General features: G+C 61.5%; 26 protein-coding genes and 1 tRNA gene. 22 read left to right on the forward strand and 5 right to left on the reverse strand.

All coding sequences use genetic code 11. The features are described 5' to 3' along the window. Positions 1-81: 81 nt before the first annotated feature. From trpE to AC1DTQ_RS11285, 7 genes are all read left to right on the forward strand, one after another. Positions 82-1569, forward strand: coding sequence for an anthranilate synthase component I (gene trpE, locus AC1DTQ_RS11255; protein ID WP_477849709.1), 1488 nt, complete (start codon positions 82-84; stop codon positions 1567-1569). A gap of 113 nt (positions 1570-1682) precedes the next feature. Beyond that, positions 1683-2468: an SIMPL domain-containing protein gene (locus tag AC1DTQ_RS11260; protein WP_477849710.1), complete on the forward strand. Its 786-nt coding sequence runs from the start codon at positions 1683-1685 to the stop codon at positions 2466-2468. A 3-nt stretch (positions 2469-2471) separates the two neighbouring features. Further along, positions 2472-3050 carry an anthranilate synthase component II gene (locus tag AC1DTQ_RS11265; RefSeq protein WP_477849712.1) on the forward strand — a complete coding sequence of 193 codons (579 nt, stop codon included), beginning with the start codon at positions 2472-2474 and terminating at the stop codon, positions 3048-3050. A 144-nt stretch (positions 3051-3194) separates the two neighbouring features. Beyond that, positions 3195-4232 (forward strand): anthranilate phosphoribosyltransferase, encoded by a 1038-nt coding sequence (trpD, locus tag AC1DTQ_RS11270; protein ID WP_477849714.1) that lies wholly within the window; start codon positions 3195-3197, stop codon positions 4230-4232. 1 nt (position 4233) lies between these two features. Beyond that, positions 4234-4575 (forward strand): antibiotic biosynthesis monooxygenase family protein, encoded by a 342-nt coding sequence (locus AC1DTQ_RS11275; protein ID WP_477849716.1) that lies wholly within the window; start codon positions 4234-4236, stop codon positions 4573-4575. A 169-nt stretch (positions 4576-4744) separates the two neighbouring features. Further along, on the forward strand, positions 4745-5542 hold the full coding sequence (gene trpC, locus AC1DTQ_RS11280) for an indole-3-glycerol phosphate synthase TrpC (RefSeq protein ID WP_477849717.1): 798 nt from the start codon (positions 4745-4747) through the stop codon (positions 5540-5542). After that, the gene (locus AC1DTQ_RS11285; protein WP_477849718.1) at positions 5535-6278 is read left to right on the forward strand and encodes a haloacid dehalogenase-like hydrolase; all 744 of its coding nucleotides are present in this window, start codon (positions 5535-5537) and stop codon (positions 6276-6278) included. Before trpC ends, AC1DTQ_RS11285 begins: the two co-directional genes overlap by 8 nt. Positions 6279-6302: 24 nt before the next feature. Here AC1DTQ_RS11285 and AC1DTQ_RS11290 read toward each other — a convergent pair whose 3' ends face one another. Both AC1DTQ_RS11290 and crp read right to left on the reverse strand, forming a co-directional pair. After that, entirely contained in the window at positions 6303-6677 is a 375-nt protein-coding gene (locus tag AC1DTQ_RS11290) for a TFIIB-type zinc ribbon-containing protein (protein ID WP_477849719.1), read from the reverse strand. A gap of 110 nt (positions 6678-6787) precedes the next feature. Then, positions 6788-7474: a cAMP-activated global transcriptional regulator CRP gene (gene crp / locus AC1DTQ_RS11295; RefSeq protein ID WP_477849721.1), complete on the reverse strand. Its 687-nt coding sequence runs from the start codon at positions 7472-7474 to the stop codon at positions 6788-6790. Positions 7475-7616: 142 nt separating this feature from the next. Here crp and speD point away from each other — a divergent pair, with 142 nt between their 5' ends. Continuing rightward, positions 7617-8411 (forward strand): adenosylmethionine decarboxylase, encoded by a 795-nt coding sequence (gene speD, locus AC1DTQ_RS11300; protein WP_093286533.1) that lies wholly within the window; start codon positions 7617-7619, stop codon positions 8409-8411. A gap of 170 nt (positions 8412-8581) precedes the next feature. After that, positions 8582-8899: a quaternary ammonium compound efflux SMR transporter SugE gene (gene sugE / locus AC1DTQ_RS11305; protein ID WP_477849724.1), complete on the forward strand. Its 318-nt coding sequence runs from the start codon at positions 8582-8584 to the stop codon at positions 8897-8899. 89 nt (positions 8900-8988) lie between these two features. Here sugE and coq7 read toward each other — a convergent pair whose 3' ends face one another. After that, complete coding sequence (gene coq7, locus AC1DTQ_RS11310; protein ID WP_477849726.1) at positions 8989-9630, reverse strand: 2-polyprenyl-3-methyl-6-methoxy-1,4-benzoquinone monooxygenase; 642 nt, start codon at positions 9628-9630, stop codon at positions 8989-8991. Positions 9631-9832: 202 nt separating this feature from the next. On the opposite strand from coq7, the gene rplM reads away from it, so the two are divergent. The 6 genes from rplM to maiA all read left to right on the forward strand — a co-directional run bounded on the left by rplM (position 9833) and on the right by maiA (position 13514). Then, entirely contained in the window at positions 9833-10261 is a 429-nt protein-coding gene (gene rplM, locus AC1DTQ_RS11315; RefSeq protein ID WP_477849727.1) for a 50S ribosomal protein L13, read from the forward strand. Positions 10262-10263: 2 nt separating this feature from the next. Further along, entirely contained in the window at positions 10264-10656 is a 393-nt protein-coding gene (gene rpsI / locus AC1DTQ_RS11320) for a 30S ribosomal protein S9 (RefSeq protein ID WP_477849729.1), read from the forward strand. 15 nt (positions 10657-10671) lie between these two features. Then, positions 10672-10746: transfer RNA gene (locus AC1DTQ_RS11325), tRNA-Gln, on the forward strand. Positions 10747-10869: 123 nt separating this feature from the next. Beyond that, positions 10870-11607, forward strand: coding sequence for a 2OG-Fe dioxygenase family protein (locus AC1DTQ_RS11330; protein ID WP_477849730.1), 738 nt, complete (start codon positions 10870-10872; stop codon positions 11605-11607). 147 nt (positions 11608-11754) lie between these two features. Then, positions 11755-12744 (forward strand): fumarylacetoacetate hydrolase family protein, encoded by a 990-nt coding sequence (locus AC1DTQ_RS11335; protein ID WP_477849731.1) that lies wholly within the window; start codon positions 11755-11757, stop codon positions 12742-12744. 101 nt (positions 12745-12845) lie between these two features. Continuing rightward, entirely contained in the window at positions 12846-13514 is a 669-nt protein-coding gene (gene maiA, locus AC1DTQ_RS11340) for a maleylacetoacetate isomerase (RefSeq protein WP_477849732.1), read from the forward strand. Between the two features lie 154 nt (positions 13515-13668). Here maiA and AC1DTQ_RS11345 read toward each other — a convergent pair whose 3' ends face one another. Continuing rightward, a complete protein-coding gene (locus AC1DTQ_RS11345) occupies positions 13669-14811 on the reverse strand; it encodes a PilT/PilU family type 4a pilus ATPase (protein ID WP_477849733.1) in 1143 nt (380 codons plus the stop codon). A 94-nt stretch (positions 14812-14905) separates the two neighbouring features. Between AC1DTQ_RS11345 and AC1DTQ_RS11350 the strand changes: the two genes are divergently transcribed. From AC1DTQ_RS11350 to gmd, 7 genes are all read left to right on the forward strand, one after another. Beyond that, complete coding sequence (locus AC1DTQ_RS11350) at positions 14906-15304, forward strand: DUF4398 domain-containing protein (RefSeq protein ID WP_477849735.1); 399 nt, start codon at positions 14906-14908, stop codon at positions 15302-15304. 17 nt (positions 15305-15321) lie between these two features. Continuing rightward, complete coding sequence (locus tag AC1DTQ_RS11355; protein ID WP_477850065.1) at positions 15322-16206, forward strand: OmpA family protein; 885 nt, start codon at positions 15322-15324, stop codon at positions 16204-16206. Between the two features lie 355 nt (positions 16207-16561). Further along, on the forward strand, positions 16562-16780 hold the full coding sequence (locus AC1DTQ_RS11360; RefSeq protein WP_093286560.1) for an HP1242/YdcH family protein: 219 nt from the start codon (positions 16562-16564) through the stop codon (positions 16778-16780). A gap of 524 nt (positions 16781-17304) precedes the next feature. Continuing rightward, the gene (locus tag AC1DTQ_RS11365) at positions 17305-18675 is read left to right on the forward strand and encodes a pyridoxal-phosphate dependent enzyme (protein ID WP_477849737.1); all 1371 of its coding nucleotides are present in this window, start codon (positions 17305-17307) and stop codon (positions 18673-18675) included. Positions 18676-18776: 101 nt separating this feature from the next. Next, entirely contained in the window at positions 18777-19964 is a 1188-nt protein-coding gene (locus AC1DTQ_RS11370) for a cystathionine gamma-synthase (protein ID WP_477849738.1), read from the forward strand. Then, positions 19957-20886 (forward strand): GDP-mannose 4,6-dehydratase, encoded by a 930-nt coding sequence (locus AC1DTQ_RS11375; RefSeq protein WP_477849739.1) that lies wholly within the window; start codon positions 19957-19959, stop codon positions 20884-20886. Before AC1DTQ_RS11370 ends, AC1DTQ_RS11375 begins: the two co-directional genes overlap by 8 nt. After that, on the forward strand, positions 20883-21857 hold the full coding sequence (gene gmd / locus AC1DTQ_RS11380) for a GDP-mannose 4,6-dehydratase (RefSeq protein WP_477849740.1): 975 nt from the start codon (positions 20883-20885) through the stop codon (positions 21855-21857). The genes AC1DTQ_RS11375 and gmd overlap by 4 nt, the downstream gene beginning before the upstream one ends. Before the next feature lie 63 nt (positions 21858-21920). Here the strand turns inward: gmd and AC1DTQ_RS11385 are convergent, their stop codons facing one another. Next, on the reverse strand, positions 21921-22871 hold the full coding sequence (locus AC1DTQ_RS11385) for a glycosyltransferase (protein WP_477849741.1): 951 nt from the start codon (positions 22869-22871) through the stop codon (positions 21921-21923). Positions 22872-22954: the final 83 nt, after the last annotated feature.

Raw genomic sequence — 22954 nt, forward strand, 5'->3', positions numbered from 1 at the left:
CCGTTCCTTCCGCTCGCAGTTGGCGATGGTGGCCTGTTGCCATCGTCTGCCTGACCCCCGCGATCCGGAAGGAAACCCGTTTTGATCACGCACCCGCAATTCCTGCAACACGCTGAGCTAGGCCATACCCGCATCCCGGTGGTGCGCGAGGTGCTGTCCGATCTGGACACGCCGCTGTCGGTCTACCTGAAACTCGCCGATGCGCCGCATACCTACCTATTGGAATCGGTGGAAGGCGGGGAGCGTTTCGGCCGCTATTCCATCATCGGCCTGCCGGCCAGGCGCGTGGTCACTTTCCGCGGCCACACCATGGAAATCTGCGATAACGGCGAACTGGTCGAGAGTCGTGAAGTTGCCGATCCCTTCGCCGAAGTCGAAGCCATGCGCGCCGAACATTCGGTGCCCAAGCTGGAAGGCCTGCCGGGATTCACCGGTGGGTTGGTGGGCTGGTTCGGCTTCGAGTGCATCGGCTACATCGAGCCGCGCCTGGCCGGTGGCGACAAGCCTGATGAACTAAACACGCCCGACATCCTGTTGATGCTGTCCGAAGAGCTCGCCGTCTTCGACAATCTCAAGGGCCGCCTGTATCTCATCGTCCACGCCGACCCGCGCGAAACCGGTGCATGGGAAAATGCGCAATCCCGGCTGGATGCGTTGACTGCCAAACTGCGCCAGCCCGGCTCGTACCCCGCGCCCATCACCAGCAACGTGCTGGACGAAAGCCATTTCGTTTCCGGCTTTACCCGCGAGGGGTTCATCGCCGCGGTGGAGCAATCCAAGGAATACATCCGCGCCGGCGACATCTTTCAGGTCGTGCTGTCGCAGCGCCTCAGCGTGCCGTTCCATGCGCGGCCGGTGGATGTGTACCGCGCGCTGCGCGCGCTCAATCCGTCGCCGTACATGTATTTCCTGGATGTAGGCGATGTGCAGGTGGTGGGCTCGTCGCCGGAGATCCTCGTTCGCCTCGAACACAACGACAAAGGCGAGAGCGAAGTCACCGTGCGGCCCATCGCCGGCACGCGCCCGCGCGGGCATACGCATGCCGAAGACCTGGCGATGGAAGCGGAATTGCTGGCCGACCCCAAGGAGCGCGCCGAGCACCTGATGTTGATCGATCTGGGCCGCAACGATGCGGGCCGTGTATCGCAAGCGGGCACGGTGCAGGTGGGCGAGCAGTTCGTGATCGAACGCTACAGTCACGTGATGCACATCGTCAGCGAGGTCACCGGCAAGCTATTGCCGGGATTGAGCTACGCCGACGTGTTGCGGGCGACTTTCCCGGCCGGCACGGTCAGCGGCGCGCCCAAGATCCGCGCCCTGGAAGTGATCCGCGAGCTGGAACCGATCAAGCGCAACGTTTACGCCGGCAGCATCGGCTACATCGGCTGGCACGGCGACGCCGACACCGCCATCGCCATCCGCACAGCCGTCATCAAAGATGGGCGGCTGCACGTGCAGGCGGGTGCGGGGATCGTCTACGACTCGGACCCGCAGAAGGAATGGGACGAGACGATGAACAAGGGCAGGGCATTGTTCCGTGCGGTGGCGGAAGCTGCGAAGGGATTGTGATGGAAGGTTCGATATTCCAAACCCCGTCGGCCGGGTTGAGTCGTTCGAAGCAGGGAGGCGCTCCGAAAGCGGATCGCCCGTTATCGACCCGCTCATCTCCAGGAGATCGCTCCATGACCATCAAGACCGCAGGACTGCTGTTGCTTTCGTTGCTGGCAACCAATGCGTTCGCGCAAGTGAACGCCTTGCCGCCTACCCGCCATATCCTGGTTTATGGCGACGCCAAGGCGCGCGCCATTCCCAATCGCTTCAAGATTTCGTTGAATTTCGAGGCAGTCGATCTTGCGCCGGAGATCGCGCGGCAGCGTGTCGAGGCTGATGTGAAAGAAGTACTCAGCCAATTGAAGGCAGCAAACGTGCTAGAGGATGAGGTTGTGGCGACTTCTCTGCAGATCGGGCCACGCCATCGTTACGACCAAAGCAAGCAAGATCAGGTTTTCATCGGGACGGGTGTTGCCAGGTCGCTTACCGCGAGGTTCGACAAACAATCCGATCTGCAGACCTTTCTTGCCAGTATCAAGACATCTAAAGAGCTGACGATCTCGGCCGTTACGACTGAGCTTTCCGACGAACAGAAACTGCGTGCCGCGCTTCGTCAGAAAAGCATCGAGTCTTCGCGTGAAAAGGCCGAGGTGATTGCCAAGGCCTATGGGGCGAGAATCGCCGGCGTATACAGCGTCTCCGATGTGGCGCCGCAATTCCAGTACGGCATCCAGGAAGGAAGCTGGCCCGCGCTATACGAGTGGAGAACGTCCGACGGGTTTTCGGGGGGATCCCTCGACCGCCTACAAGTGACGGGCAGTCGGATGGATCGCGGCGCTGCCGCCCCCGAATCCTTGCAAACGGGCTATGTGTCTTTCGACGACAAGATCTATGCAGTATTCCTGCTGGCGGACTAATTCATGCTCCTGATGCTCGACAACTACGACAGCTTCACCTACAACCTCGTGCAATACCTGCAATCGCTGGGGGCCGAGGTGAAAGTGGTGCGCAACGATGCGCTGACGGTGGATGAGATCGAAAAACTCGCCCCCGAGCGCATCGTCATTTCGCCCGGTCCGTGCACGCCCAACGAAGCGGGCGTTTCGCTGGAGCTGATCGAGCGTCTCGGCCAGCGCACGCCTATCCTCGGCGTGTGTCTGGGCCACCAGAGCATCGGCCAGGCCTATGGCGGCGATGTGATCCGTGCCAAGACCATCATGCACGGCAAGACCTCGCGCATCCGTCACCAAGGCAAGGGCGTGTTCGCCCATCTGCCCGACGCCTACGAAGCCACGCGCTACCATTCGTTGGTCGTCGATCGTGCCACCTTGCCTGATAGTCTGGAGATCACCGCCTGGACCGAACTGGAAGACGGTTCCTTCGAGGAAATCATGGGCCTGCGCCATAAGGAGTTCCCGGTGCAGGGCGTGCAGTTCCATCCCGAGTCCATTCTTACCGAGCATGGCCACGCGCTGCTGAAAAACTTCCTGGAACAGTAAACAACAGTGTCGTCATTCCAGCGAAAGCTGGAATCCATTTTGATGTGTGCGTTGACCTCCAAGATCAAGATGGATCCCAGCTTTCGCTGGAATGACGACAAAAGCTAAAGCCGGAATCCCGGTTTCCGAACAAGAGCGCCAACCATGCCCCTGAGCCCACAAGAAGCCCTGCAACGCACCATCGAGCATCGCGAGATCTTTCACGACGAGATGGTCGACCTGATGCGCCAGGTCATGCGTGGCGAAGTCTCGCCGACCATGACCGGCGCCATCCTGTCCGGCCTGCGGGTGAAGAAGGAAACCATCGGCGAGATCGCCGGTGCCGCCACGGTCATGCGCGAGTTCTCGCGCACCGTGGACGTAGCCGACAAGACCCATCTGGTCGACATCGTCGGTACCGGCGGCGACGGCTCGCATACCTTCAATATCTCTACCGCTTCCATGTTCGTGGCCGCTGCCGCCGGCGCGCGCATCGCCAAACACGGCAACCGCAGCGTGTCTTCCAAATCCGGCAGCGCCGACGTGCTGGAAGCGCTGGGCGCGAACATCGAATTGCAGCCGGAACAGGTGGCCCAATCCATCGCCGACACCGGCATCGGCTTCATGTTCGCTCCCGTGCACCATCCGGCGATGAAAGTGGTCGCACCGGTGCGGCGCGAGATGGGCGTGCGCACCATCTTCAACATTCTGGGCCCGCTGACCAATCCGGCCGGCGCGCCGAACATCCTGATGGGCGTGTTCCACCCCGATCTGGTCGGCATCCAGGCGCGTGTACTGCAAGAACTCGGTGCCGAGCGTGCGCTGGTGGTGTGGGGCCGCGATGGAATGGACGAACTCTCGCTGGGCGCGGCCACCCTGGTCGGCGAATTGCGCGATGGCGTGGTCACCGAGTACGAACTGCATCCTGAGGATTTCGGCATCGCCATGTCGGCCAGCCGAAACCTGCGCGTCTCCGATGCCGCCGAATCCAAGGCGATGCTGCTCGGCGTGCTGGACAACCGCCCAGGCCCAGCGCGCGAGATCGTCGTATTGAATGCGGGCGCCGCGCTGTACGTCGCCGGTGTCGCCGATTCCATCGAAGCGGGCATCGAGATGTCGCGCGAAGCCATCACCACGGGCGCGGCGTTGGCCAAGCTCGAGGAATTCGTCGCCAGCACCCGTTTACTGGCCAAAGGAGCTTGAAATGAGCGACAGCGGATTCGCGCAACTTCCCAAACCGCCGTACTACGCGGTCATCTTTTCTTCGCAGCGCAACGCGCACGACGAGGAAGGCTACGGAAGCACCGCGCAGCGCATGGTCGAGCTGGCGCAAGAGCAACCGGGGTTTCTTGGTGTGGAGTCCACGCGCGGCGCCGACGGTTTCGGCATCACGGTGGCGTATTGGGAAAGCGAGGAATCCATCCTGGCTTGGCGTCGTCATGCGGAGCACACCGCTGCGCGTGAACGTGGACGTAGCGATTGGTACGAGCATTTCGAATTGCGCGTGGCCAAGGTGGAACGCGCGTACGGATGGGACAGGCAGTAGATTACCCCCTCCCTTGCGAAGCAGGGGAGGGTTGGGGAGGGGTTGCTCTTGATCCTGATCTTGGCTTTTAAACATTCCGCCAAGAGCACCCCCTCCCAACCTCCCCTGCGCCCCGAAGGAAGTCCCCTTGGGGGGCTTCGCAAGGGGAGGGGCACAAATAGGACTTTGAATGAGCGACATCCTCAATACCATCCTCGCCCGCAAGGCCGAGGAAATCGCCGAACGCAGCGCCCGTGCGCCGTTGGCCGAAGTGATCGCGCGCGCGAACGACGCTTCGCCCGTGCGCGGATTCGCCGATGCCTTGCACGAACGTATCGGCACCGGCGACGCGGCGGTGATCGCCGAAATCAAGAAGGCCAGCCCGTCCAAGGGCGTGATCCGGCAGGATTTCCGACCCACCGAGATCGCCATGAGCTACGAGTTCGGCGGCGCGGCCTGCCTGTCGGTACTGACCGACGTGGATTTCTTCCAGGGCGCCGACGCCTACCTGCAGCAGGCGCGCGATGCCTGCACCTTGCCGGTGCTGCGGAAGGATTTCACCATCGATCCCTACCAGGTGTACGAAGCGCGCGCGCTAGGAGCCGACTGCATTTTGTTGATCGTCGCCGCATTGGACGACAGCCAACTGGTCGAACTTTCCGGCCTAGCCATGCAGCTGGAGATGGACGTGCTGGTGGAAGTGCACGACATCGACGAACTGGAACGCGCGCTGCAGGTGCCGGTGCCGCTGATCGGCATCAACAACCGCAATCTGCGCACTTTCGAAGTGTCGCTGGAGAACACCCTGGCGATGAAGGATGCGGTGCCGAAGGACCGCCTGCTGGTCACCGAGAGCGGCATCGTGGTGGCCGACGATATCGCCAGGATGCGCGCGGCGGGCGTGCATGCGTTCCTCGTCGGCGAAACCTTCATGCGTGCCGATGAACCGGGCGAGGCGTTGCGTCAGTTATTCTTCCCTTATGAGTGAAACTGATTCAACGCAAACTTTCCCCGTGCCGCGAGCCGACGCGCCGGTAGTGGTTTTCGATTTCGACCACACCCTATACGACGGCGATTCCTTCGGCCACGTGCTGGGCTGGTTGCTGAAGCGAAATCCCCTGCGCACGCTGGTAGCTTTGGCCGCCACACCCTTGCTGGGGCCGATGGTCGCTTTTCTGCCGACCCGCCGCCGTGGCATTTCCGGCTATGTCTGGATCGGCACCTTCGGTCTGCACGGACGCCGCAGTTTCGACGCCATGCTCGATCTGTACGTGGCCACGCATCAGGGCGAGATCCGTCGGCGACTGTTGCCGGTGGCGCTGGAAGTCCTGCGCGGCCATCGCGCCGCCGGCGACCGTGTGGTCATCGCCACCGGCGCGCCGCCGGAGCTGGCGCGCGCCATTCTGGCCTTTGTCGCCCATCAGGACGTGCCGGTGATCGGTACCGCGGTCGGTCCGCGCTTCGGGGCGATGGGCGCACGACGCCATTGCCACAATGAAGAGAAAGTACGGATGCTGCAGGAACGCGGTTATGGCGAGATCGCTGCGGCCTATTCCGACAGCAGCGCCGATTTGCCGTTGTTGCTAGCTGCGCGCGCGCCGGTGGTGGTGAATCCCAAGGCCAAGCGCGTGGAGATGTTCCGCCGGCTGCTGCCGCCGGGCACGCCGATCCTCAACTGGGGATGCGCGGGGCGCGCCGGCGAGCCGGTCGCCTCGCCTTTGTAGGGTGGGCCAAGGCCCACCCTACGATCAATCGCGGGGCTTGGCTTTCCAGTCCAGAATGAGGTCGTGGAAGTCGTGTTCGGCGAAATCGCGAAACTCGCCGGCGTCGTAGAAACGCCCGTAGCAGTTCTTGCAGCTCTCGAACCAGATATGCGGTTGTTGCGGGTCGACCATGCGGATCAGCGGCCGCTTGCCGGCGCAGACCGGACAGTCGATGTGGTCGATCTCATTGGTGGTTTCGCCGCGGTGCGCGTCGCCGGTGTCGATTTCTTCGGCGTAGTCCTTCAGGCGTTCGTATTCGCCCATGTCGAACCACAGGCCCTTGCATTCGGTGCAGCGGTGGGCGTGCCAGGCCAGGTGGGTGACGCGTTCCATGGTGCCGGCGCACTTGGGACATTGCATGGATGGACCTCGGGCTCGGGAGGGGAGTAGCTAAAGATAACCTCGTGCCATCGATGGGCAAAGAAAAGGCGGGCCGCAGCCCGCCTGATCCAATCCCCAAACCGGTGGGTTCAGCGCGTGCCGTACAGCACCACGGTCTTGCCGCGGGCGTGCAGTACGCCGTCGGCTTGCTGCTTCTTCAGTACGCGGCCGGCCATCTCGCGCGAACAGCCGACCAGGCGGGCCAGCTCCTGGCGGGAGACGCGCAGTTGGGTGCCCTGCGGGTGGCTCATTGCTTCTGGCTCGCGGGCCAGGTCGTGCAAGGTGCGGACGATGCGGTCGGTGACGTCCAAGAACGCCAGACGGCTGGCCTTGCGGCTGGTGTCCAACAGCCGGCGCGAAAGCTGGGAACCGATGGAATAGAGCAGGCGCGGCGCGTCGGCGACCAGGGTGCCGGCGAACAGCTGGTGCAGGCGCTCGTAGCTGATTTCGGCCAGTTCGCACTGGGTGCGGGTACGCAGGATCACTTCGCGGCGGTCGGATTCGATGAACAGGCCCATCTCGCCGACGAATTCGCCGGCGCCGAAATAGCCCAGCACCAGCTCGCGGTCGTCTTCTTCCTCGGTGATGATGCTGACCGAGCCGCTGACCACGTAATACAGGGTGCCGGCAGGGTCGCCCGGTCGGAACACGTCCGCCCGCGCCGGGTAGCGGCGACGATGGCAGTGGGCCAGGAAGCGTTCAATGGTGGCGGCATCGGGCGTCAGGGGGCTGGCCGCGATACGCGCAGGGTTGGAAATCGGTGTACCTAGGCTCATTCGGGGGAATTCAAATGTGAGTTCAGCAAGCTTAGTCTGAATATGTGCGCAACGGCAAACGCCGGCCAGGCCGACATTTCGTTGTCACCCGGTTTGCCTCATAATCGCGCCCCTCGCCGCTTCCCCCAGAGGGATCACCGCTGTGGTCAAACCACTCCCGCGTCTCAGGCTCCAGGGTTTCAACAACCTTACCAAGGCGCTGAGTTTCAATATCTATGACGTCTGCTACGCGGTCTCGGAAGAGGAGCGCCAGCGTTATATCGCCTATATCGACGAAGAATACAACGCCGATCGCCTGACCCAGATCCTGACCGATGTGGCCGAAATCATCGGCGCCAACATCCTCAACGTGGCCCGCCAGGACTACGATCCTCAGGGCGCGTCGGTGACCATCCTGATCTCCGAGGAACCGGTGATCGACAAAAAGCTGGCCGGCAAGGAGATCATTTCCGATGCCGTGGTCGCGCACTTGGACAAGAGCCATATCACCGTCCATACGTATCCGGAAACGCACCCCCAGCACGGTATCGCCACCTTCCGCGCCGATATCGACGTGGCCACCTGCGGCGTGATCTCGCCGCTGAAGGCGTTGAATTACCTGATCGAAAGCTTCGAGTCCGACATCGTGGTGGCCGACTACCGCGTGCGCGGCTTCACTCGCGACGTAAAGGGCAAGAAGCATTACATCGACCACAAGATCAATTCGATCCAGGACTTCCTGGCCAAGAACATCAAGTCGCGTTACGAGATGTTCGACGTCAACGTCTATCAGGAAAACATCTTCCACACCAAGATGCACCTGAAGGACTTCGACCTGGACCAATACCTGTTCGAGGAAAAGGCCAAGAACCTCTCGTTCAAGGAACGCATGAAGATCGAAGCGCTGCTGAAGCGCGAGATCGAAGAGCTGTTCCACGGGCGCAATCTGGTCGAGTAAGCCCTGGTTACACTGGATTCGGGAATTCCCCGCTATCTTGAGCGGCATCAGACAAAGGCGGGACGACCCGCGCGCAGGCATCCATTACCTGCGCTACCAAGACCGACGGCGGTCCGTGGCGAAAGCCCCGGGCCGTTTTTCGTTTCATGCACCCGTTCGAGGAGAACAACATGCCCTGGATTTATCTGTTGCTGGCCGGCGTTTTCGAGATCGGCTTCGCCATCGGCCTGAAGTACACCGAAGGCTTCACCCGCTTATGGCCTAGCGTGGGCACCGTAGTGTCCGCGGCGATCAGCTTGTGGCTGCTGACTCAAGCTTTGCGTGCGATTCCGGTCGGCACGGCCTATGCGATCTGGACCGGTATCGGTGCAGTGGGCGTTGCGATTCTGGGCATCGCCCTGTTTTCGGAAAGCGCTTCGCCAGCGCGGCTGCTCTGCATTGCGGTGATCGTTAGCGGTGTAATCGGCCTGAAACTCACCTCGGCCTGACCGTGTAGGAGCGACGCGAGTCGCGAAACCATTGAGGTTCGAGAGTTGAGGGCCTCGCGACTCGCGTCGCTCCTACAAAGGCACTGGCCTCAGAGCCGGTAGGCCACGGCCTTCATCAGATTGGAGGCTGCCGTCATCAACGTCGGAATAGGCTGCGGCAATATTCGTGCGCCCGCTTGTTCGGCGTGATCGGCGTGGCGGGCCTCATCGGCCTTCATCACTTTGATGATCTCTCTGCTGCGCAGGTCCGCTTCCGGCAAGCTCTCCAGGTGCTCGTCCAGATGGGCCTCGACCTGGTGTTCGGTTTCCACCACGAAACCCAGATTCCAGCCATCGCCGCGCAGGCCGGCCAGTACGCCCAATGAGTAGCTGCCGGCGTACCAGAAGGGATTGAACAGGCTGGGACGGCTGTCGAGTTCTTCCAGCCGGTCCGCGCACCAAGCCAAGTGGTCGGTCTCTTCCTGGGCGGCCTCCAGCAGGTGTTCCCGGGTCTGCGGGTCGCGGGCGACCGCGGCCTGGCCGAAATAAAGGCCTTGGGCGCAGACCTCGCCGACGTGGTTGATGCGCATCAGGCCGGCGGCGTGGCGGCGCTCGTTTGCGTCGAGTTCAACGTCGGCGGTGTCGGCGGCCGGGTTGGGGCGACGCGCGACGGGCCTGCCGGCCAAGGTTCCGAGGGCGTTCTGGGCATCGATCAGCAGCCGGTCAAGCGGGGTGAGGGCGCGCGTGGTCATGGCCGTATTGTGCCGGCTGGCGGCGATGGAGTCTGCCGCACAGCGGATTCGGCTATTCAGAAAGGCCTGGGTTTGCTTGCAATGCAGCACGGCGGTACGTACAATCCCGCCTCTTTCGTTCCACCCTTACAACGCGTGGCAAAGTTCCGCAGGGGGATTTCCCCCGCGCAATCCGCCCGACCAAACAACATCGAGCTCCTTCATGAATACGTTTAGCGCCAAGTCCGAGACCGTCCAGCGTGACTGGTACGTCGTCGACGCAGCAGGCAAGACCCTGGGTCGCCTGTCTACCGAGCTGGCCCGTCGCCTCCGCGGCAAGCACAAGCCCGTCTATACCCCGCACGTCGATACCGGCGATTACCTGGTGGTGATCAACGCCGAGAAGATCCACGTGACCGGCAACAAGCTGGCCGACAAGATGTACTACCGTTTCACCGGTTACATCGGCAACCTCAAAAGCGAGACCCTGGCGCAAGCGCTGGAGCGTCACCCCGAGCGCGTGATCGAGATCGCCGTCAAGGGCATGCTGCCGAAGAACACCCTGGGCCGCGAGATGTACCGCAAGCTCAAGGTCTACGCAGGCCCCAATCACCCGCACGCCGCCCAGCAGCCGCAAGTCCTGGATATCTGATCATGGCAATTACTCAGAATTACGGCACTGGCCGTCGCAAGTCCTCCACCGCCCGCGTGTTCCTGCGCAAGGGCACCGGCAACATCACCGTCAACGACCGTCCGCTGGACGAGTTCTTCGGCCGTGAAACCGCGCGCATGATCGTGCGCCAGCCGCTGGAGCTGACCAAGAACACCGAAAGCTTCGACATCAAGGTCACCGCCGCTGGCGGCGGCACCACCGGCCAGGCCGGCGCCATCCGTCTGGGCATCGCCCGCGCGCTGGTGGAGTACGATGAAACCCTGAAGTCGGAGCTGCGCAAGGCCGGTTTCATGACCCGCGACGCCCGCGAAGTCGAGCGTAAGAAGGTCGGTCTGCACAAAGCACGCCGCGCCACCCAGTTCTCGAAGCGCTAATCGCAAAAGTAATATTGCCCCGTCGCCAAGCGGTAAGGCACCTGACTCTGACTCAGGCATTCGGTGGTTCGAATCCATCCGGGGCAGCCACATCAAAGTCGCAAGCAATCGCTGGAGCAGAACCCGCCCCAGCAGCAAAAGCCCGCCCCGTGCGGGTTTTTGCGTTTTAGCCAAGTCCGACCGGTTAGTGATCCGCAGGGAGTGAATTGAAAGATGGTCGCCACCTTCCTTCCCCCTTTCGTCGAACCCGACGCGCTGCTGCCGCAGCTGCGCGAGCGCGGCTATGCGGTGCTGGCTCCGGCGACCGTCGGCGCGCTATGCGGCTTCGACATCCGCTTGCTGGATGAACTGAAGCCGGGCTGGGACGATCTGCAGCCGGACCGCTACCTCAAGGACGGCGGCAGCTATCGCAAACGCCGCCATTCCTGTTTCGTGTCGGAGCATGGGCGGCTTACCCAGGCGCCGCACCGCGCCCACTGGCAGTCCGAGGAATACAACGCGCTGCATGGCGGCATGCGCCGCTGGTTCGAGCCGATGCGGTCCGACACGGTCGCGCATCCGGCCTGGATCAAGTTGTTGCAGGGCTTGGCCGAAGTCTGCACTGCATTGAAGGGCGCGCAACCTTGGTTCGTTGAGGCTCACCAGTTCCGTATCGACACCGCTGACGGCATCGGCCGTCCCACCCCGGAAGGCGCGCATCGCGATGGCGTGGATTTCGTGGCCGTGCTGCTGGTGGGACGTCATGAGATCAGTGGTGGCGAAACGCGCGTCTTCGCTGCCACTGGCCCCGACGGCCAGCGCTTCACCCTAACCGAGCCCTGGACGCTGATGCTGCTCGACGACGCGCGCGTGATCCATGAATCCACGCCGATCCAGCCGTTGGGCGACTATGGTTACCGCGATACCCTGGTCCTGACTTATCGCGCCGGCAATTTCCAGGGTGACGAATAAGCCTTGTAGAGCCGAGCTCGCTCGGCTGCTTTGGCTTTGTGGGAGTAATAGAGCAGCCGAGCAAGCTCGGCTCTACAAGGACGGGGCCGTCCAAGTTTTAGTTACAATTGAAACCATATAGTCAATGCAGTCACTCTGGAGGTTTGGATGAAGCTGGGATCTTTGAAGGAAGGCGGCCGCGACGGCACCCTGATCGTCGTCTCGCGAGACCTTTCCCGCGCCGTCCGTGCCACCGGCATAGCCGCAACCCTGCAGGTTGCGCTGGAGGACTGGTCCAACCTTGCCCCGCGCCTCAATGCCCTGTCCGAGTCGCTCAACAGCGGCGATGCCGACGGCGTGTTCGACCTGGATTTCAACGTATTGGCGGCGCCGCTGCCGCGCGCCTACGAGTTCGTCGATGGCAGCGCTTATCTTCCGCATGTCGAACGCGTGCGCCGTGCGCGTGGGGCGGAAGTGCCTGAAAGTTTCTACACCGATCCACTCATGTACCAGGCCACCAGCGCCGCCTTCTACGGTCCGCGCGATGCGGTGCGCGTGATCAGTGAGGACTACGGCATCGATTTGGAGGCCGAGATCGTAGTGATTACCGACGACGTGCCGATGGCGGTGACCCCGGAACAGGCTGCCGCGCACATTCAGCTGATCGGTCTAGTCAACGATGTGTCGCTACGCAACCTGATCCCGGGAGAATTAAACAAGGGCTTCGGTTTTCTGCAGTCCAAACCGCGTTCGGCGTTGTCGCCGGTTTTCGTCACCCCCGATGAGCTCGGCGCTAGCTGGCGCGACAACAAAGTGCATCTACCGCTGCTCACGCACATCAATGGCGAATGGTTCGGCGCGCCCGAAGCCGGAGTCGACATGCAGTTCGACTTCTCGCAGCTGGTGGCGCACGCGGCCAAGACCCGGCCGCTGTCGGCGGGCACCATCGTCGGTTCGGGCACCATCGCCAACGAGGACACCTCCAAGGGCGCCTCCTGTTTCGCGGAGAAGCGCACGGTGGAAACGCTGCGCGACGGCAAACCCAGTACGCCCTTCATGAAATTCGGCGATGTCGTCCGCATCGAAATGAAAAATAGTGATGGAAGTCACATATTCGGCGCGATTGAGCAGCGGATCGAACAGCAGCCCTTGCCCTGACCGTCGGCGCGGGCACAAATGTGGGGTACGCGGTCCGGCAGGCTTGAACCCATGCAGCAACGCACCTCATCCATTGCCTTGAACCATCGGATCCGCCGCGGATGAGCGAACAGCTGCGTCTCTATTCCTACTGGCGGTCCAGCGCGGCCTATCGCGTGCGCATCGGCCTGAATCTGAAAGGCCTGAGCTACGAGACCTTGCCGGTACACCTGGTCCGCGACGGCGGCGAACAGCACCAACCCGACTACGTGGCGATGAATCCGCAGCAAATGGTGCCCACGCTGATGCATGGCGTGCGCGTGATCCGCCAGTCGCTGGCGATCCTGGAATACCTGGATGAGGCCTGGCCTTCGCCGCGCCTGTTGCCGATGACCGCACGCGACCGCGCCCGCGTGCGCAGCCTGGCGCAACTGGTGGCCTGCGACATCCATCCGCTCAACAACTTGCGCGTGCTGCGTTATTTCGAGCACACCTGGCGGGTGCCGCAGTCCGAACGCGACGATTGGGTCAAGCACTGGATTGCAGAAGGCTTCGCCGCGATGGAGGCATTGCTGGAAGGCGACCCGGCAACAGGTGCGTACTGCCATGGACAGACGCCGGGTCTGGCGGATTGCTGCCTGATTCCGCAGGTGTTCAATGCGCGCCGTTTCGGCGTGGACATGACGGCATTCCCGACTATTTCCCGTATTGAAAAAGTTTGCCTAGAGCTGCCTGCCTTCATCGAAGCGCGGCCGGACAAGCAGCCGGATGCGCAGTTGCAGAACGTCTAGCCGGCTAGTCGATTAGCTTGGTAGCTCCATATTCGCTGCACTCACAGCTTCCCCCTTTGAAAAGGGGGATTGAGGGGGATTTGCTTTTCGCGCAGTGCAAGAAGGTCCCCGGTGCCCCTTTTCCAAAGGGGGCAGAGCAAGAGCAATTACAGAATCAGCCGAAGCCCTGAGTGATCCGCGGCGAGCTGCCGGCCGATGCCGAGTCGTAATCCGCATAGGGATCGTGCTCTCCGCTGCTGCCCTCGGACAAGCGGAATTTCAGCGCCAGGCCGTCGCGGGAATCGGCCGCACGCAGCGCTTCTTCCTGCTCGATACGGCCTTCCTTGACCATCCGGAACAGGCACTGGTCGAAGGATTCCATGCCGTCCTCCAGCGAGGCCTCCATAGCGGCCTTGATCTCGTGCACCTGCCCGCGGCGCAGCAGGTCGCGGATCATGGGCGTGTTGATCAATACCTCGGCTGCCGGCAGACGGCGGCCGTCCACGCCCTTGACCAGGCGCTGCGACACCACCGCGCGTAGATTCAGCGCCAGATTCATCAGCACGTTCTTATGCGCGGTCTCGGGGAAGAAGTTGAGGATGCGCTCGATGGTCTGATCGGCGTTGTTGGAGTGCAGAGTGGCCAGGCACAGGTGACCGGTTTCGGCGAAGGCGATGGCCGCTTCCATGGTGGTGGCGTCGAGGATTTCGCCGATCAGGATCACGTCCGGCGCCTCGCGCATCGCGTTCTTCAGCGCGTTGTGGAAGGCGTGCGTATCCAGGCCGACTTCGCGTTGGTTGACGATCGACTGTTTGTGCTTGTGCAGGTACTCGATGGGATCCTCGATGGTGAGGATATGTCCGGTAGTGGTGCTGTTGCGATGGTCGATCATCGACGCCAGCGAGGTGGATTTGCCCGAGCCGGTGGAACCGACCAGCAGCACCAACCCGCGTGGAGTCATGATGATGTCCTTCAGCACCTGCGGCAGGTTCAGCTCTTCGATGGACGGGATCACGCTGCGGATCGCGCGGATCACCATGCCTACTTCGCCGCGCTGCTTGAACACGTTGATGCGGAAGCGGCCGGCGTCTTGCAGGGCCAGGGCCATGTTCAGTTCCAATTCGCGCTCGAAGATCGGCACCTGGCCTTCGTCCATCAGCGAATAGGCGATCTTCTTCACCATGCCGGCGGGCAGGCCGGTGTTGCCAAGCGGATACAGCTTGCCTTCGATCTTGATATAGACAGGCGCCCCGGTGGTCAGGAACATGTCCGAGGCGTTCTTTTCCGTCATCAGCTTCAGGAAGTAGCCGATATCCATGTGCGATGTTCCCCAACATTGGCATCGCACCGTTGCAAGTGCGACGCAGGCTTCCGACAATGGCCGCGCTTTCCCCTCACGCCACGGCACTCCTATGCATCGTAGCTTCGCACAATTCCGCCGCTCCCTGTGTGTGATAGTTGGCGCATTCATGCTGCTGGCCGGGCTCGCTGCACCGTTGCAGGCCCAAGTGGCGGCCGTGCCGGAACTGGCCGTCGCACAGCAGGCGGTCAATCGCGCCGACCAGGCCGATGCGGACCAGTACGCCCCCGATCTGCTGAATTCGGCGCGCAGTGCGTTGGCCCAGGCGCAATCAGCCGCCGCCACGCGCCGCGATCGCAAACTGGCGCCCGAGCTTGCCGCGCGCGCCACGGCCGATGCCGACCTGGCCCGCGCGCGCAGCAATGAGGCGGTGGCCAATGCGCAGTTGCAGCAAAGGCGGCAGGAAATCAGCGAACTCCAACGCACGCTGGGCGAGGAGCCCGCGCGATGAGCCCCCACACGATGAGGATGCGCACGATGAGCATCAAGACGCTCACCTGCGCGCTGCTGCTGGTTTCGCTGCCGGCACTGGCCGCCGAACGTCCTGAAGTGGTCGCACTGAACCAGCGGCTGGTTGCCTTGCAATCCGACCCGCAACTGGTCGAATTCGCTGCCTACGAAAAATTGCAGGCACAGCAGGCCGTGGCCGTGCTGGCTAAGGCGCGCGGCAAGCAGCGCGACGGCGCCTTGTATCTGGCCGACCGTCGGGTCGAGATTGCCGAGACCGCCGCGCGCGCCGAAGCGGCACGACGCGAAGCCGACCGGTTGGACCGCACCCGTAGCGAGTTGTTGGTGGAAGCCAGCCGTCGAGATGCCGCGCGTGCGCGCCAGGAAAGCGAGCGATTGCGCGTCCAGGCGCAGATCCAGGCCGAAGAGGCCGAGCGCCTGCGCGTGGCCGCCGAAGCCGAGACGCTGGCCCGCCAGGATGCCGAAGACATGCTGGGCTCGATCACGGGCCAACAGACTGCAAAACTCAGCGCCGCGCGCCAGAAGGAAGCGCGACTAGCCCGTCAGGAAGCCGAATTGATGTCCGGGGCCAAGTTGCCGACTTCCAAATTCGAGGATCGGGGCGAGGTGTTCACCTTGGCCAGCTCCGCCTTCAACGCCGGTCAAGCGAACCTTTCCAGCGCCGGGTCCGCAAACGTCTCTGCACTGGCCGCCTACCTGCAGGCCAACCCCAAGGCCAAGGCCAGGATCGAAGGTTTCGGCGACAAGCAGACACCTGGTCAGCGCCGTGCCGACGCGGTTCGCGACGCCCTGCTGGCGGCTGGCATTCCCAAGGCGAGGATTCAGTCCTCAGGGAAGGGCGAAGGCAGCAAAAGTCGTGCTGTCGATGTGGTGATCGCGCAGTAGAAAATCATTTAAAAACAGTTAGTTGCACCTGTTCTTCTGCGTTCCGGCGCTCCCGCGCTACCCGGTTTGCCTCCCTTCTTTTTCAATCCGATCAAGCACTTGGACAGAGGGTTGCCGGGTTCGATTTCGAAGAGTAGGGTCGTATACCCAAGCGACCTCCGTCGCTTGGCTCACCGGAGAATCGAGCCGATGACGCTGACCCACAATCCAGAGGACCTCACGCCAGGCCGACAGGTCAGTGCGGGTGATTCTGGAGAATGCGCAGCCCGCCGCAACCCGATATTCCGCTCCCAAGCCAACGCCCCGTGCCTGCAGAGGTCGGGGCGTTCGTATTTCTGCTGAAGGAGGTTACGAAATGTTCGAAGGACAACCGCAAACCGAAATCGACGCACTTATGAAGGCTGACCCCGAGTTCAAGCAGCTTTATCAGCGACATCGCGAACTGAACAAGAAGGTGACCGACGCCGAGCTGGGCGTGCTGCCTATCGACGACACCACTCTGGGTCAGATGAAACGCGAGAAACTCGCTGCGAAAGAACGACTTATACGAATCTACGACGCCAAACCCCACTGACGTCTCCCCCTGTTCCATTGTCGCGGGCGGCGACAGCCTCCTCGTCGGCTGTCGCCGTCCGCGCCACTCGAAACATGAAAGCCCGCGAAGCGATTCGTGGGCTTTTTTGTGGCTGTATCACGCGAAACCTAGTGGGTGCCGAGATTCAACGCCTCTGCCGTCATCCCCGCGAAGGCGGGGACCCAGCGACTTTGGCTCTTCTGCCTTTGAGCCAAGAGCATTTCGCGCCTTGCGCGAGTCACTTTATCTTTGAACGGCAAAGAAAAGTAACCAAAAGAAAGCCGCCTTAACGTCGCGCCCGGCGATGACGCCGCCGGGTCCGCAAGCAGACCGGGACAACCGTAAGGCGCATCCTGCGCCTCCGGAAACGGCGCACATCCGTGTGCGCCGCCCCTGCGGGGTTTGTCCCGGCCTGCTTGTCGCGACTCACGGGACTGATTGAGCAAGCCAAAGCCCAAAGTCCCAGGCTTCCAGCAATGCGATAATCCGGTTCCTCTCCAAGCTGCACGCGAGCGCATCTCCGCATGGCCATCCATTCTTCTGTCCTGGAACTCATCGGCGAGACGCCCATCGTCAAGGCCCAACGGCTGGATACCGGCGTGTGCGAGCTGTACCTGAAGCTGGAAAGCGCCAACCCGGGCGGCTCCATCAAGGACCGCATCGGTATGTCCATGATCGAAGCGGCCGAACAGCGCGGCGACCTGAAACCCGGCGCGACCCTGGTGGAAGGCACCGCCGGCAATACAGGCATCGGCCTCGCCCTGGTGGCCCAGCAGAAGGGCTACAAACTGGTGCTGGTGGTCCCGGACAAGATGAGCCGGGAGAAGATCTTCAATCTCAAGGCCATGGGCGCCGAGGTCATCCTGACCCGTTCGGATGTGGCCAAAGGCCATCCCGAGTACTACCAGGATCTGGCCGCGCGCATCGCTAGCGAAACCCCGGGTGCTTACTTCATCAACCAGTTCGGCAATCCTGACAATCCGGCCGCACATGAGTTCGGCACGGGTCCGGAGATCCTGCGGCAGATGGACGGACAGTTGGATGCGATCGTGTTCGGTTGCGGCAGCTCCGGCACCATGACTGGCCTGTCCCGTGCTTTCGCGGAACATGCCCCCGAAGTGGAACTCATATTGGCCGACCCAGTCGGCTCCATCCTCACCCAGTACATCAACGAAGGCACCCTCAGCGAGAAGTCGGGTAGCTGGATGGTGGAAGGCATCGGCGAGGACTTCCTGCCGCAGATCTCGGATTTCACTCGGGTAAAGAAGGCTTACTCCATCAGCGATAAGGAAAGCTTCCTGACCGCACGCGAATTGCTGGCCAAGGAGGGCGTCCTGGGCGGTTCCTCCACCGGCACCCTGCTGGCGGCGGCGTTGAAATATTGCAAAGAGCAGACCACGCCGAAGAAAGTATTGGTGTTCGTCTGCGATACCGGCAACAAGTACCTGTCGAAGATGTACAACGACTATTGGATGCTGGACAACGGCTTCATCGAACGCGCCCAGCATGGCGACTTACGCGACCTGATCCTGCGTCCCTACAGCCAGAAGGACACCGTGGTGGTCAGCCCGACCGACCTGCTGACCACCGCCTACCAGCGCATGAAGTTGTACGACGTCTCACAATTGCCCGTGATGGAGGGCGAGAAGCTGGTCGGCATCGTCGACGAAAGCGACGTACTCCTGCATGTCTACGGAGACGAAGCCCGTTTCCGCGATCCGGTCTCCACCGCGATGGTCAGCAAGCTGGACCGGCTGGACATGAAATCGCCCATCGAGGCGCTTTTGCCGGTATTCGACCGTGGCCAGGTCGCCATCGTCACCGACGGGGAGGCCTTCCTGGGCCTGATCACCCGCATCGACCTGCTGAACTTCCTGCGGCGCAGGGTGCAGTAAGTCGCACGTCAAATTGAGACGGGCGTGTCACGTTTTCGCCGGATGGACGATTGGTTAAGCCCCAGCTGCTAAAATCGCCGGCTGTCTAAAAGGATTAGGCCATGTCGGTATCCCCCACCCATCCCGCCGCTGGAGAGTCTCTGGCCCTCGGCACGCTGGCCATCCATGGCGGGCAATCGCCCGATCCCAGCACCGGCGCGGTCATGCCGCCCATCTACGCCACCTCCACCTACGCCCAGAGCAGTCCTGGCGTGCACCAGGGCTTCGAGTACTCGCGAACCCATAACCCGACCCGCTTCGCTTACGAGCGCTGCGTGGCCGCTTTGGAAGGTGGCAGCCGCGGCTTCGCCTTCGCTTCGGGCATGGCCGCGACTTCGACGGTTCTCGAGCTGCTGGACAGCGGCGACCACATCATCGCCATGGACGACATCTACGGCGGTACCTACCGCCTGTTCGAGCGCGTGCGCAGGCGCAGCGCCGGTCTGGATTTCAGCTTCGTGGATTTGACCGACCTGTCCGCGTTCGAGGCCGCCATCCGCCCCGAAACGAAAATGGTCTGGGTAGAAACCCCGACCAATCCGATGCTGAAGATCGTCGACATCGAAGCGGTCTGCGCCATCGCCCGCAAGCACGGCTTGCGCGTCGTCGTGGACAACACCTTCGCCTCACCCATCCTGCAGCGCCCGCTGCAACTCGGCGCCGACCTCGTCATGCATTCGGCCACCAAATATCTGAATGGTCATTCCGATATGGTTGGCGGCATGGTGGTAGTAGGCGCCGACACCGAGTTGGCCGAGCAGATGGCGTTCCTGCAAAACTCGATCGGTGCGGTGCAGGGGCCGTTCGACAGTTTCCTGGCGCTGCGTGGGTTGAAGACGTTGCATTTGCGGATGAAGGCGCATTGCGAAAATGCGATGGCATTGGCGGAATGGTTGGACACCCATCAAGCCATTGAGAAAGTCATCTATCCCGGCCTGGCTTCGCATCCGCAGCACGAACTGGCGAAGCGGCAGATGGATGGGTTTGGCGGGATTGTTTCAGTCGTGTTAAAGGGTGGTTTCGAGTCGGCCAAACGCTTCTGCGAGAACACGCACTTGTTCACTCTGGCCGAATCGCTGGGCGGCGTGGAAAGTCTCGTCAATCATCCGGCGGTCATGACGCATGCATCCGTACCGCCGCAACGCCGGACTGCCCTGGGCCTTGTCGACGGTCTGGTAAGACTCAGTGTCGGCGTCGAGGGAAAGAAAGACCTGCTCGAAGACATCAGGGTGGCGCTGCGACATGTCTGATGAGGCTGACGTCGGAGCGCGGCTGCTAGTCACCGGAGCCTCTGGATTTGTCGGACATCACCTGATCGATGCCGTTCGGAACGGATTGTTCGGAAGCGTTGAACTGGTTGCTACCCCGGAAGGTTTCGACATCCGCGACTTGAGCGCAGTGAAGGAATTTGTATCCGCATCGGCCCCCGATTATGTGCTGCACCTTGCAGCGCAAAGCTTCGTGCCACGCTCGTTCGAAGACCCGCGAGAAACGCTCGAGATAAACCTTCTGGGCACGCTGAACTTGCTGCAAGCGCTGCGAGACGCGGGGTTTTCCGGCCGCATGCTGTACGTCAGTTCAGGCGACATCTATGGACGTGTGCCGGACTCGCATTTGCCGGTAGACGAATCCCGGATTCCCGAGCCGCGCAATCCTTATGCAGTCAGCAAGGTCGCAGCGGAGCAGCTATGCCTGCAATGGCACCGGGCCCACGATCTCGACGTGATCATTGCACGGCCGTTCAATCACATCGGCCCCGGCCAGCGGGACGATTTCGTTATTCCGTCTATCGCCAAGCAGATAGTTGCGATGAAAAGCTCAGGCCCGCCGTTCCTTTTGGAAGTCGGCGACATAGACGTGACGCGCGATATGACCGACGTCAGAGACATCGTGGCCGCCTACGCCGCGTTGTTGAAAAGCGGTCGCGCCGGGCAGGTCTATGTCGTGGCTAGCGGTGTGGAAAGTTCTATTCGTGAACTTCTCCGGCTCATGTGTGAGGCGGAAGGCGTGGACCCCGAGATCCAGCAAGACCCCACGCGGATGCGTCCCGCGGAACAGAGGCGAATGGTGGCTAGTCCCGCACTGCTGACCGAAACCACCGGGTGGATGCCGAGTATTCCCATTCGCAAGACGCTGGAAGACATTCTTGAATATGCAAGGAACACCAAATGAGTAACGCAAGCAAATCGGCATTGATCACGGGTATTACCGGCCAAGATGGCGCGTACCTTGCAAAGATGCTGTTGGAGAAGGGATATAAAGTTCATGGATTGCTGGCGCGTCGCAGCACAGACACGCTTTGGCGCTTGCGGGAACTGGGGATAAGGGATCAGGTCGAGCTGATTTCGGGCGATCTGGCCGATCTCTCTTCGCTCATTCGGGCGGCTGAGGTTTCAAAAGCGGTCGAAGTCTATAACCTTGCAGCACAGAGTTTCGTGGGCACCTCGTGGCAACAGCCATTGCTCACGGCCGATCTAGACGGTGTGGGTGCTCTGCGCGTGCTCGAGGCCTTGCGCATCGTCAATCCCGGCGCACGCTTCTATCAAGCATCGACGAGCGAGATGTTTGGACTCATCCAAGCCGAAAAGCAGGATGAGCAAACGCAGTTCTATCCGCGCAGTCCTTATGGAGTGGCTAAGCTGATGGCGCACTGGGCCACGGTCAATTATCGGGAAAGCTTCGGCATGCATGCGTCCAGCGGCATACTCTTCAACCACGAATCTCCATTGCGCGGAATTGAGTTCGTAACCCGCAAAGTCGCCCATGGCGTCGCCTCGATCAAGCTTGGTCTCCAGAAAGAGCTAAGACTGGGCAACATCGACAGCAAGCGCGATTGGGGTTTCGCAGGCGACTACGTGGAAGCCATGTGGTTGATGCTTCAGCAGGAGATCCCGGACGACTACGTCATCGCGACTGGCGTAACGGTCAGCGTGCGCGACATGTGCGAATTGGCGTTCAAGCATGCCGGCTTGAATTACATGGATCACGTGGTGATCGACGAGCGATTCATGCGGCCTGCAGAAGTCGACGTGCTGCTTGGAAATCCAGCCAAGGCCAAAGAAAAGCTAGGTTGGGAGCCACGGACCAGCATATCGGAGCTCATTGCGATGATGGTGGAGGCCGATCTGCGACGTCTGAGCTGACTGGAAGGCTCAGTCTAAGACTTCGAAGGCGCCGCCTGCTTCAAGGCAGGCGGCGGACCGAAGCTATTGGCTTGCTTCTATCTGCGCTAACCTGTTCCGGTAGCGCATGCCGATCGTCCGGTAGCCCACGCGGTCTCTGACAGTCCTGCTGGCACGCTTGCCAAGTTGTCTTCCCCCTTGCGGGTCGTCGACAAGCCTGATCATGTGGGCCGCAGCATGATTGACGTTCGCTTCCGCCCACACTTGGCCTTCATGGTGTGGGTACTGTCCTTCGAGCACCGGCACTAAGGCGTAATCGACGAGCAATGCCGAATCTTGGTCCATGAAGTCCATGTTCCCGGAGTATCCCGTGGCGATGAGCGGCTTTTCCAGATACATCGCCTCGGCAAGTCCTCTGCCGAATCCTTCGGATCGATGCAGGGAAACGAAGCTGTCGCAACACCTGATCAAATTCTTGACTTCGTTGTCCGTCACGGTGCGGTTGATCAGCAATATCCTGTTTCGAAAAGGTCTAATCTCCTCTTCGAGCAGCGATAGGGCTTGCGGGGCGTTTTCGCTGCCGTTGACCTTGATCACCAGGCAGCAATCGCTGGTGGGCCGTTGCTCAAGCAACTGTCGGAATGCAGCGATAACCGCATGCGGGTTCTTGCGTGTCGCGTAGGATCTGAAGTCGAAGAAGAAAACGAACGCGTAGGAGCTCTCGGGAATCCCAAAGTAGCGGCGCGATAAAAGCGAACTCAAATCGACCTCGCAAGCGACGGGCATATGCAGCAGCGGCTTGTCGCAGTGCCCTTGCAGCGCATCGGCGATGAACTGCGACGGCGCCCATACTTCGTCGAACCGGTTGACCACTTCGACCCATTCGCTCGGAAAGCGCGAAAGCTCCCAATTGGGATAGACGATGTTGTAGCCCTTCTGTAGGGGCTCACCCCCCATGGCCGCCAACGCGCCGTCCACCTCATCGGCGTTGAGGTGATAGATGTTGATGTTTCCGGGTCTTTGCGTGAGATCCATCCCGAACTCGTTCTGGAAGTCCTGTTCCCTGTCGTGTATTTGGTAAACGTCCAGCAATGCTGCCCTGGCTGCAACCGAACGCA

This window comes from Pseudoxanthomonas sp. P4_B2, assembly GCF_056402315.1.

Excerpts from the sequence above, each read along its gene's own strand:
- sugE (WP_477849724.1), top strand. The coding sequence starts at position 8,582 with ATGCCCTGGATTTATCTGTTGCTGGCCGGCGTTTTCGAGATCGGCTTC.
- AC1DTQ_RS11350 (WP_477849735.1), top strand. The coding sequence starts at position 14,906 with ATGCATCGTAGCTTCGCACAATTCCGCCGCTCCCTGTGTGTGATAGTT.
- AC1DTQ_RS11330 (WP_477849730.1), top strand. The coding sequence starts at position 10,870 with ATGGTCGCCACCTTCCTTCCCCCTTTCGTCGAACCCGACGCGCTGCTG.
- AC1DTQ_RS11260 (WP_477849710.1), top strand. The coding sequence starts at position 1,683 with ATGACCATCAAGACCGCAGGACTGCTGTTGCTTTCGTTGCTGGCAACC.
- AC1DTQ_RS11385 (WP_477849741.1), bottom strand. The coding sequence starts at position 22,871 with ATGGATCTCACGCAAAGACCCGGAAACATCAACATCTATCACCTCAAC.
- gmd (WP_477849740.1), top strand. The coding sequence starts at position 20,883 with ATGAGTAACGCAAGCAAATCGGCATTGATCACGGGTATTACCGGCCAA.
- AC1DTQ_RS11360 (WP_093286560.1), top strand. The coding sequence starts at position 16,562 with ATGTTCGAAGGACAACCGCAAACCGAAATCGACGCACTTATGAAGGCT.
- coq7 (WP_477849726.1), bottom strand. The coding sequence starts at position 9,630 with ATGACCACGCGCGCCCTCACCCCGCTTGACCGGCTGCTGATCGATGCC.
- trpD (WP_477849714.1), top strand. The coding sequence starts at position 3,195 with ATGCCCCTGAGCCCACAAGAAGCCCTGCAACGCACCATCGAGCATCGC.
- AC1DTQ_RS11365 (WP_477849737.1), top strand. The coding sequence starts at position 17,305 with ATGGCCATCCATTCTTCTGTCCTGGAACTCATCGGCGAGACGCCCATC.
- rpsI (WP_477849729.1), top strand. The coding sequence starts at position 10,264 with ATGGCAATTACTCAGAATTACGGCACTGGCCGTCGCAAGTCCTCCACC.
- AC1DTQ_RS11275 (WP_477849716.1), top strand. The coding sequence starts at position 4,234 with ATGAGCGACAGCGGATTCGCGCAACTTCCCAAACCGCCGTACTACGCG.
- AC1DTQ_RS11290 (WP_477849719.1), bottom strand. The coding sequence starts at position 6,677 with ATGCAATGTCCCAAGTGCGCCGGCACCATGGAACGCGTCACCCACCTG.
- AC1DTQ_RS11355 (WP_477850065.1), top strand. The coding sequence starts at position 15,322 with ATGCGCACGATGAGCATCAAGACGCTCACCTGCGCGCTGCTGCTGGTT.
- AC1DTQ_RS11335 (WP_477849731.1), top strand. The coding sequence starts at position 11,755 with ATGAAGCTGGGATCTTTGAAGGAAGGCGGCCGCGACGGCACCCTGATC.
- rplM (WP_477849727.1), top strand. The coding sequence starts at position 9,833 with ATGAATACGTTTAGCGCCAAGTCCGAGACCGTCCAGCGTGACTGGTAC.
- AC1DTQ_RS11345 (WP_477849733.1), bottom strand. The coding sequence starts at position 14,811 with ATGGATATCGGCTACTTCCTGAAGCTGATGACGGAAAAGAACGCCTCG.
- AC1DTQ_RS11265 (WP_477849712.1), top strand. The coding sequence starts at position 2,472 with ATGCTCCTGATGCTCGACAACTACGACAGCTTCACCTACAACCTCGTG.
- trpC (WP_477849717.1), top strand. The coding sequence starts at position 4,745 with ATGAGCGACATCCTCAATACCATCCTCGCCCGCAAGGCCGAGGAAATC.
- maiA (WP_477849732.1), top strand. The coding sequence starts at position 12,846 with ATGAGCGAACAGCTGCGTCTCTATTCCTACTGGCGGTCCAGCGCGGCC.
- AC1DTQ_RS11375 (WP_477849739.1), top strand. The coding sequence starts at position 19,957 with ATGTCTGATGAGGCTGACGTCGGAGCGCGGCTGCTAGTCACCGGAGCC.
- AC1DTQ_RS11370 (WP_477849738.1), top strand. The coding sequence starts at position 18,777 with ATGTCGGTATCCCCCACCCATCCCGCCGCTGGAGAGTCTCTGGCCCTC.
- AC1DTQ_RS11285 (WP_477849718.1), top strand. The coding sequence starts at position 5,535 with ATGAGTGAAACTGATTCAACGCAAACTTTCCCCGTGCCGCGAGCCGAC.
- crp (WP_477849721.1), bottom strand. The coding sequence starts at position 7,474 with ATGAGCCTAGGTACACCGATTTCCAACCCTGCGCGTATCGCGGCCAGC.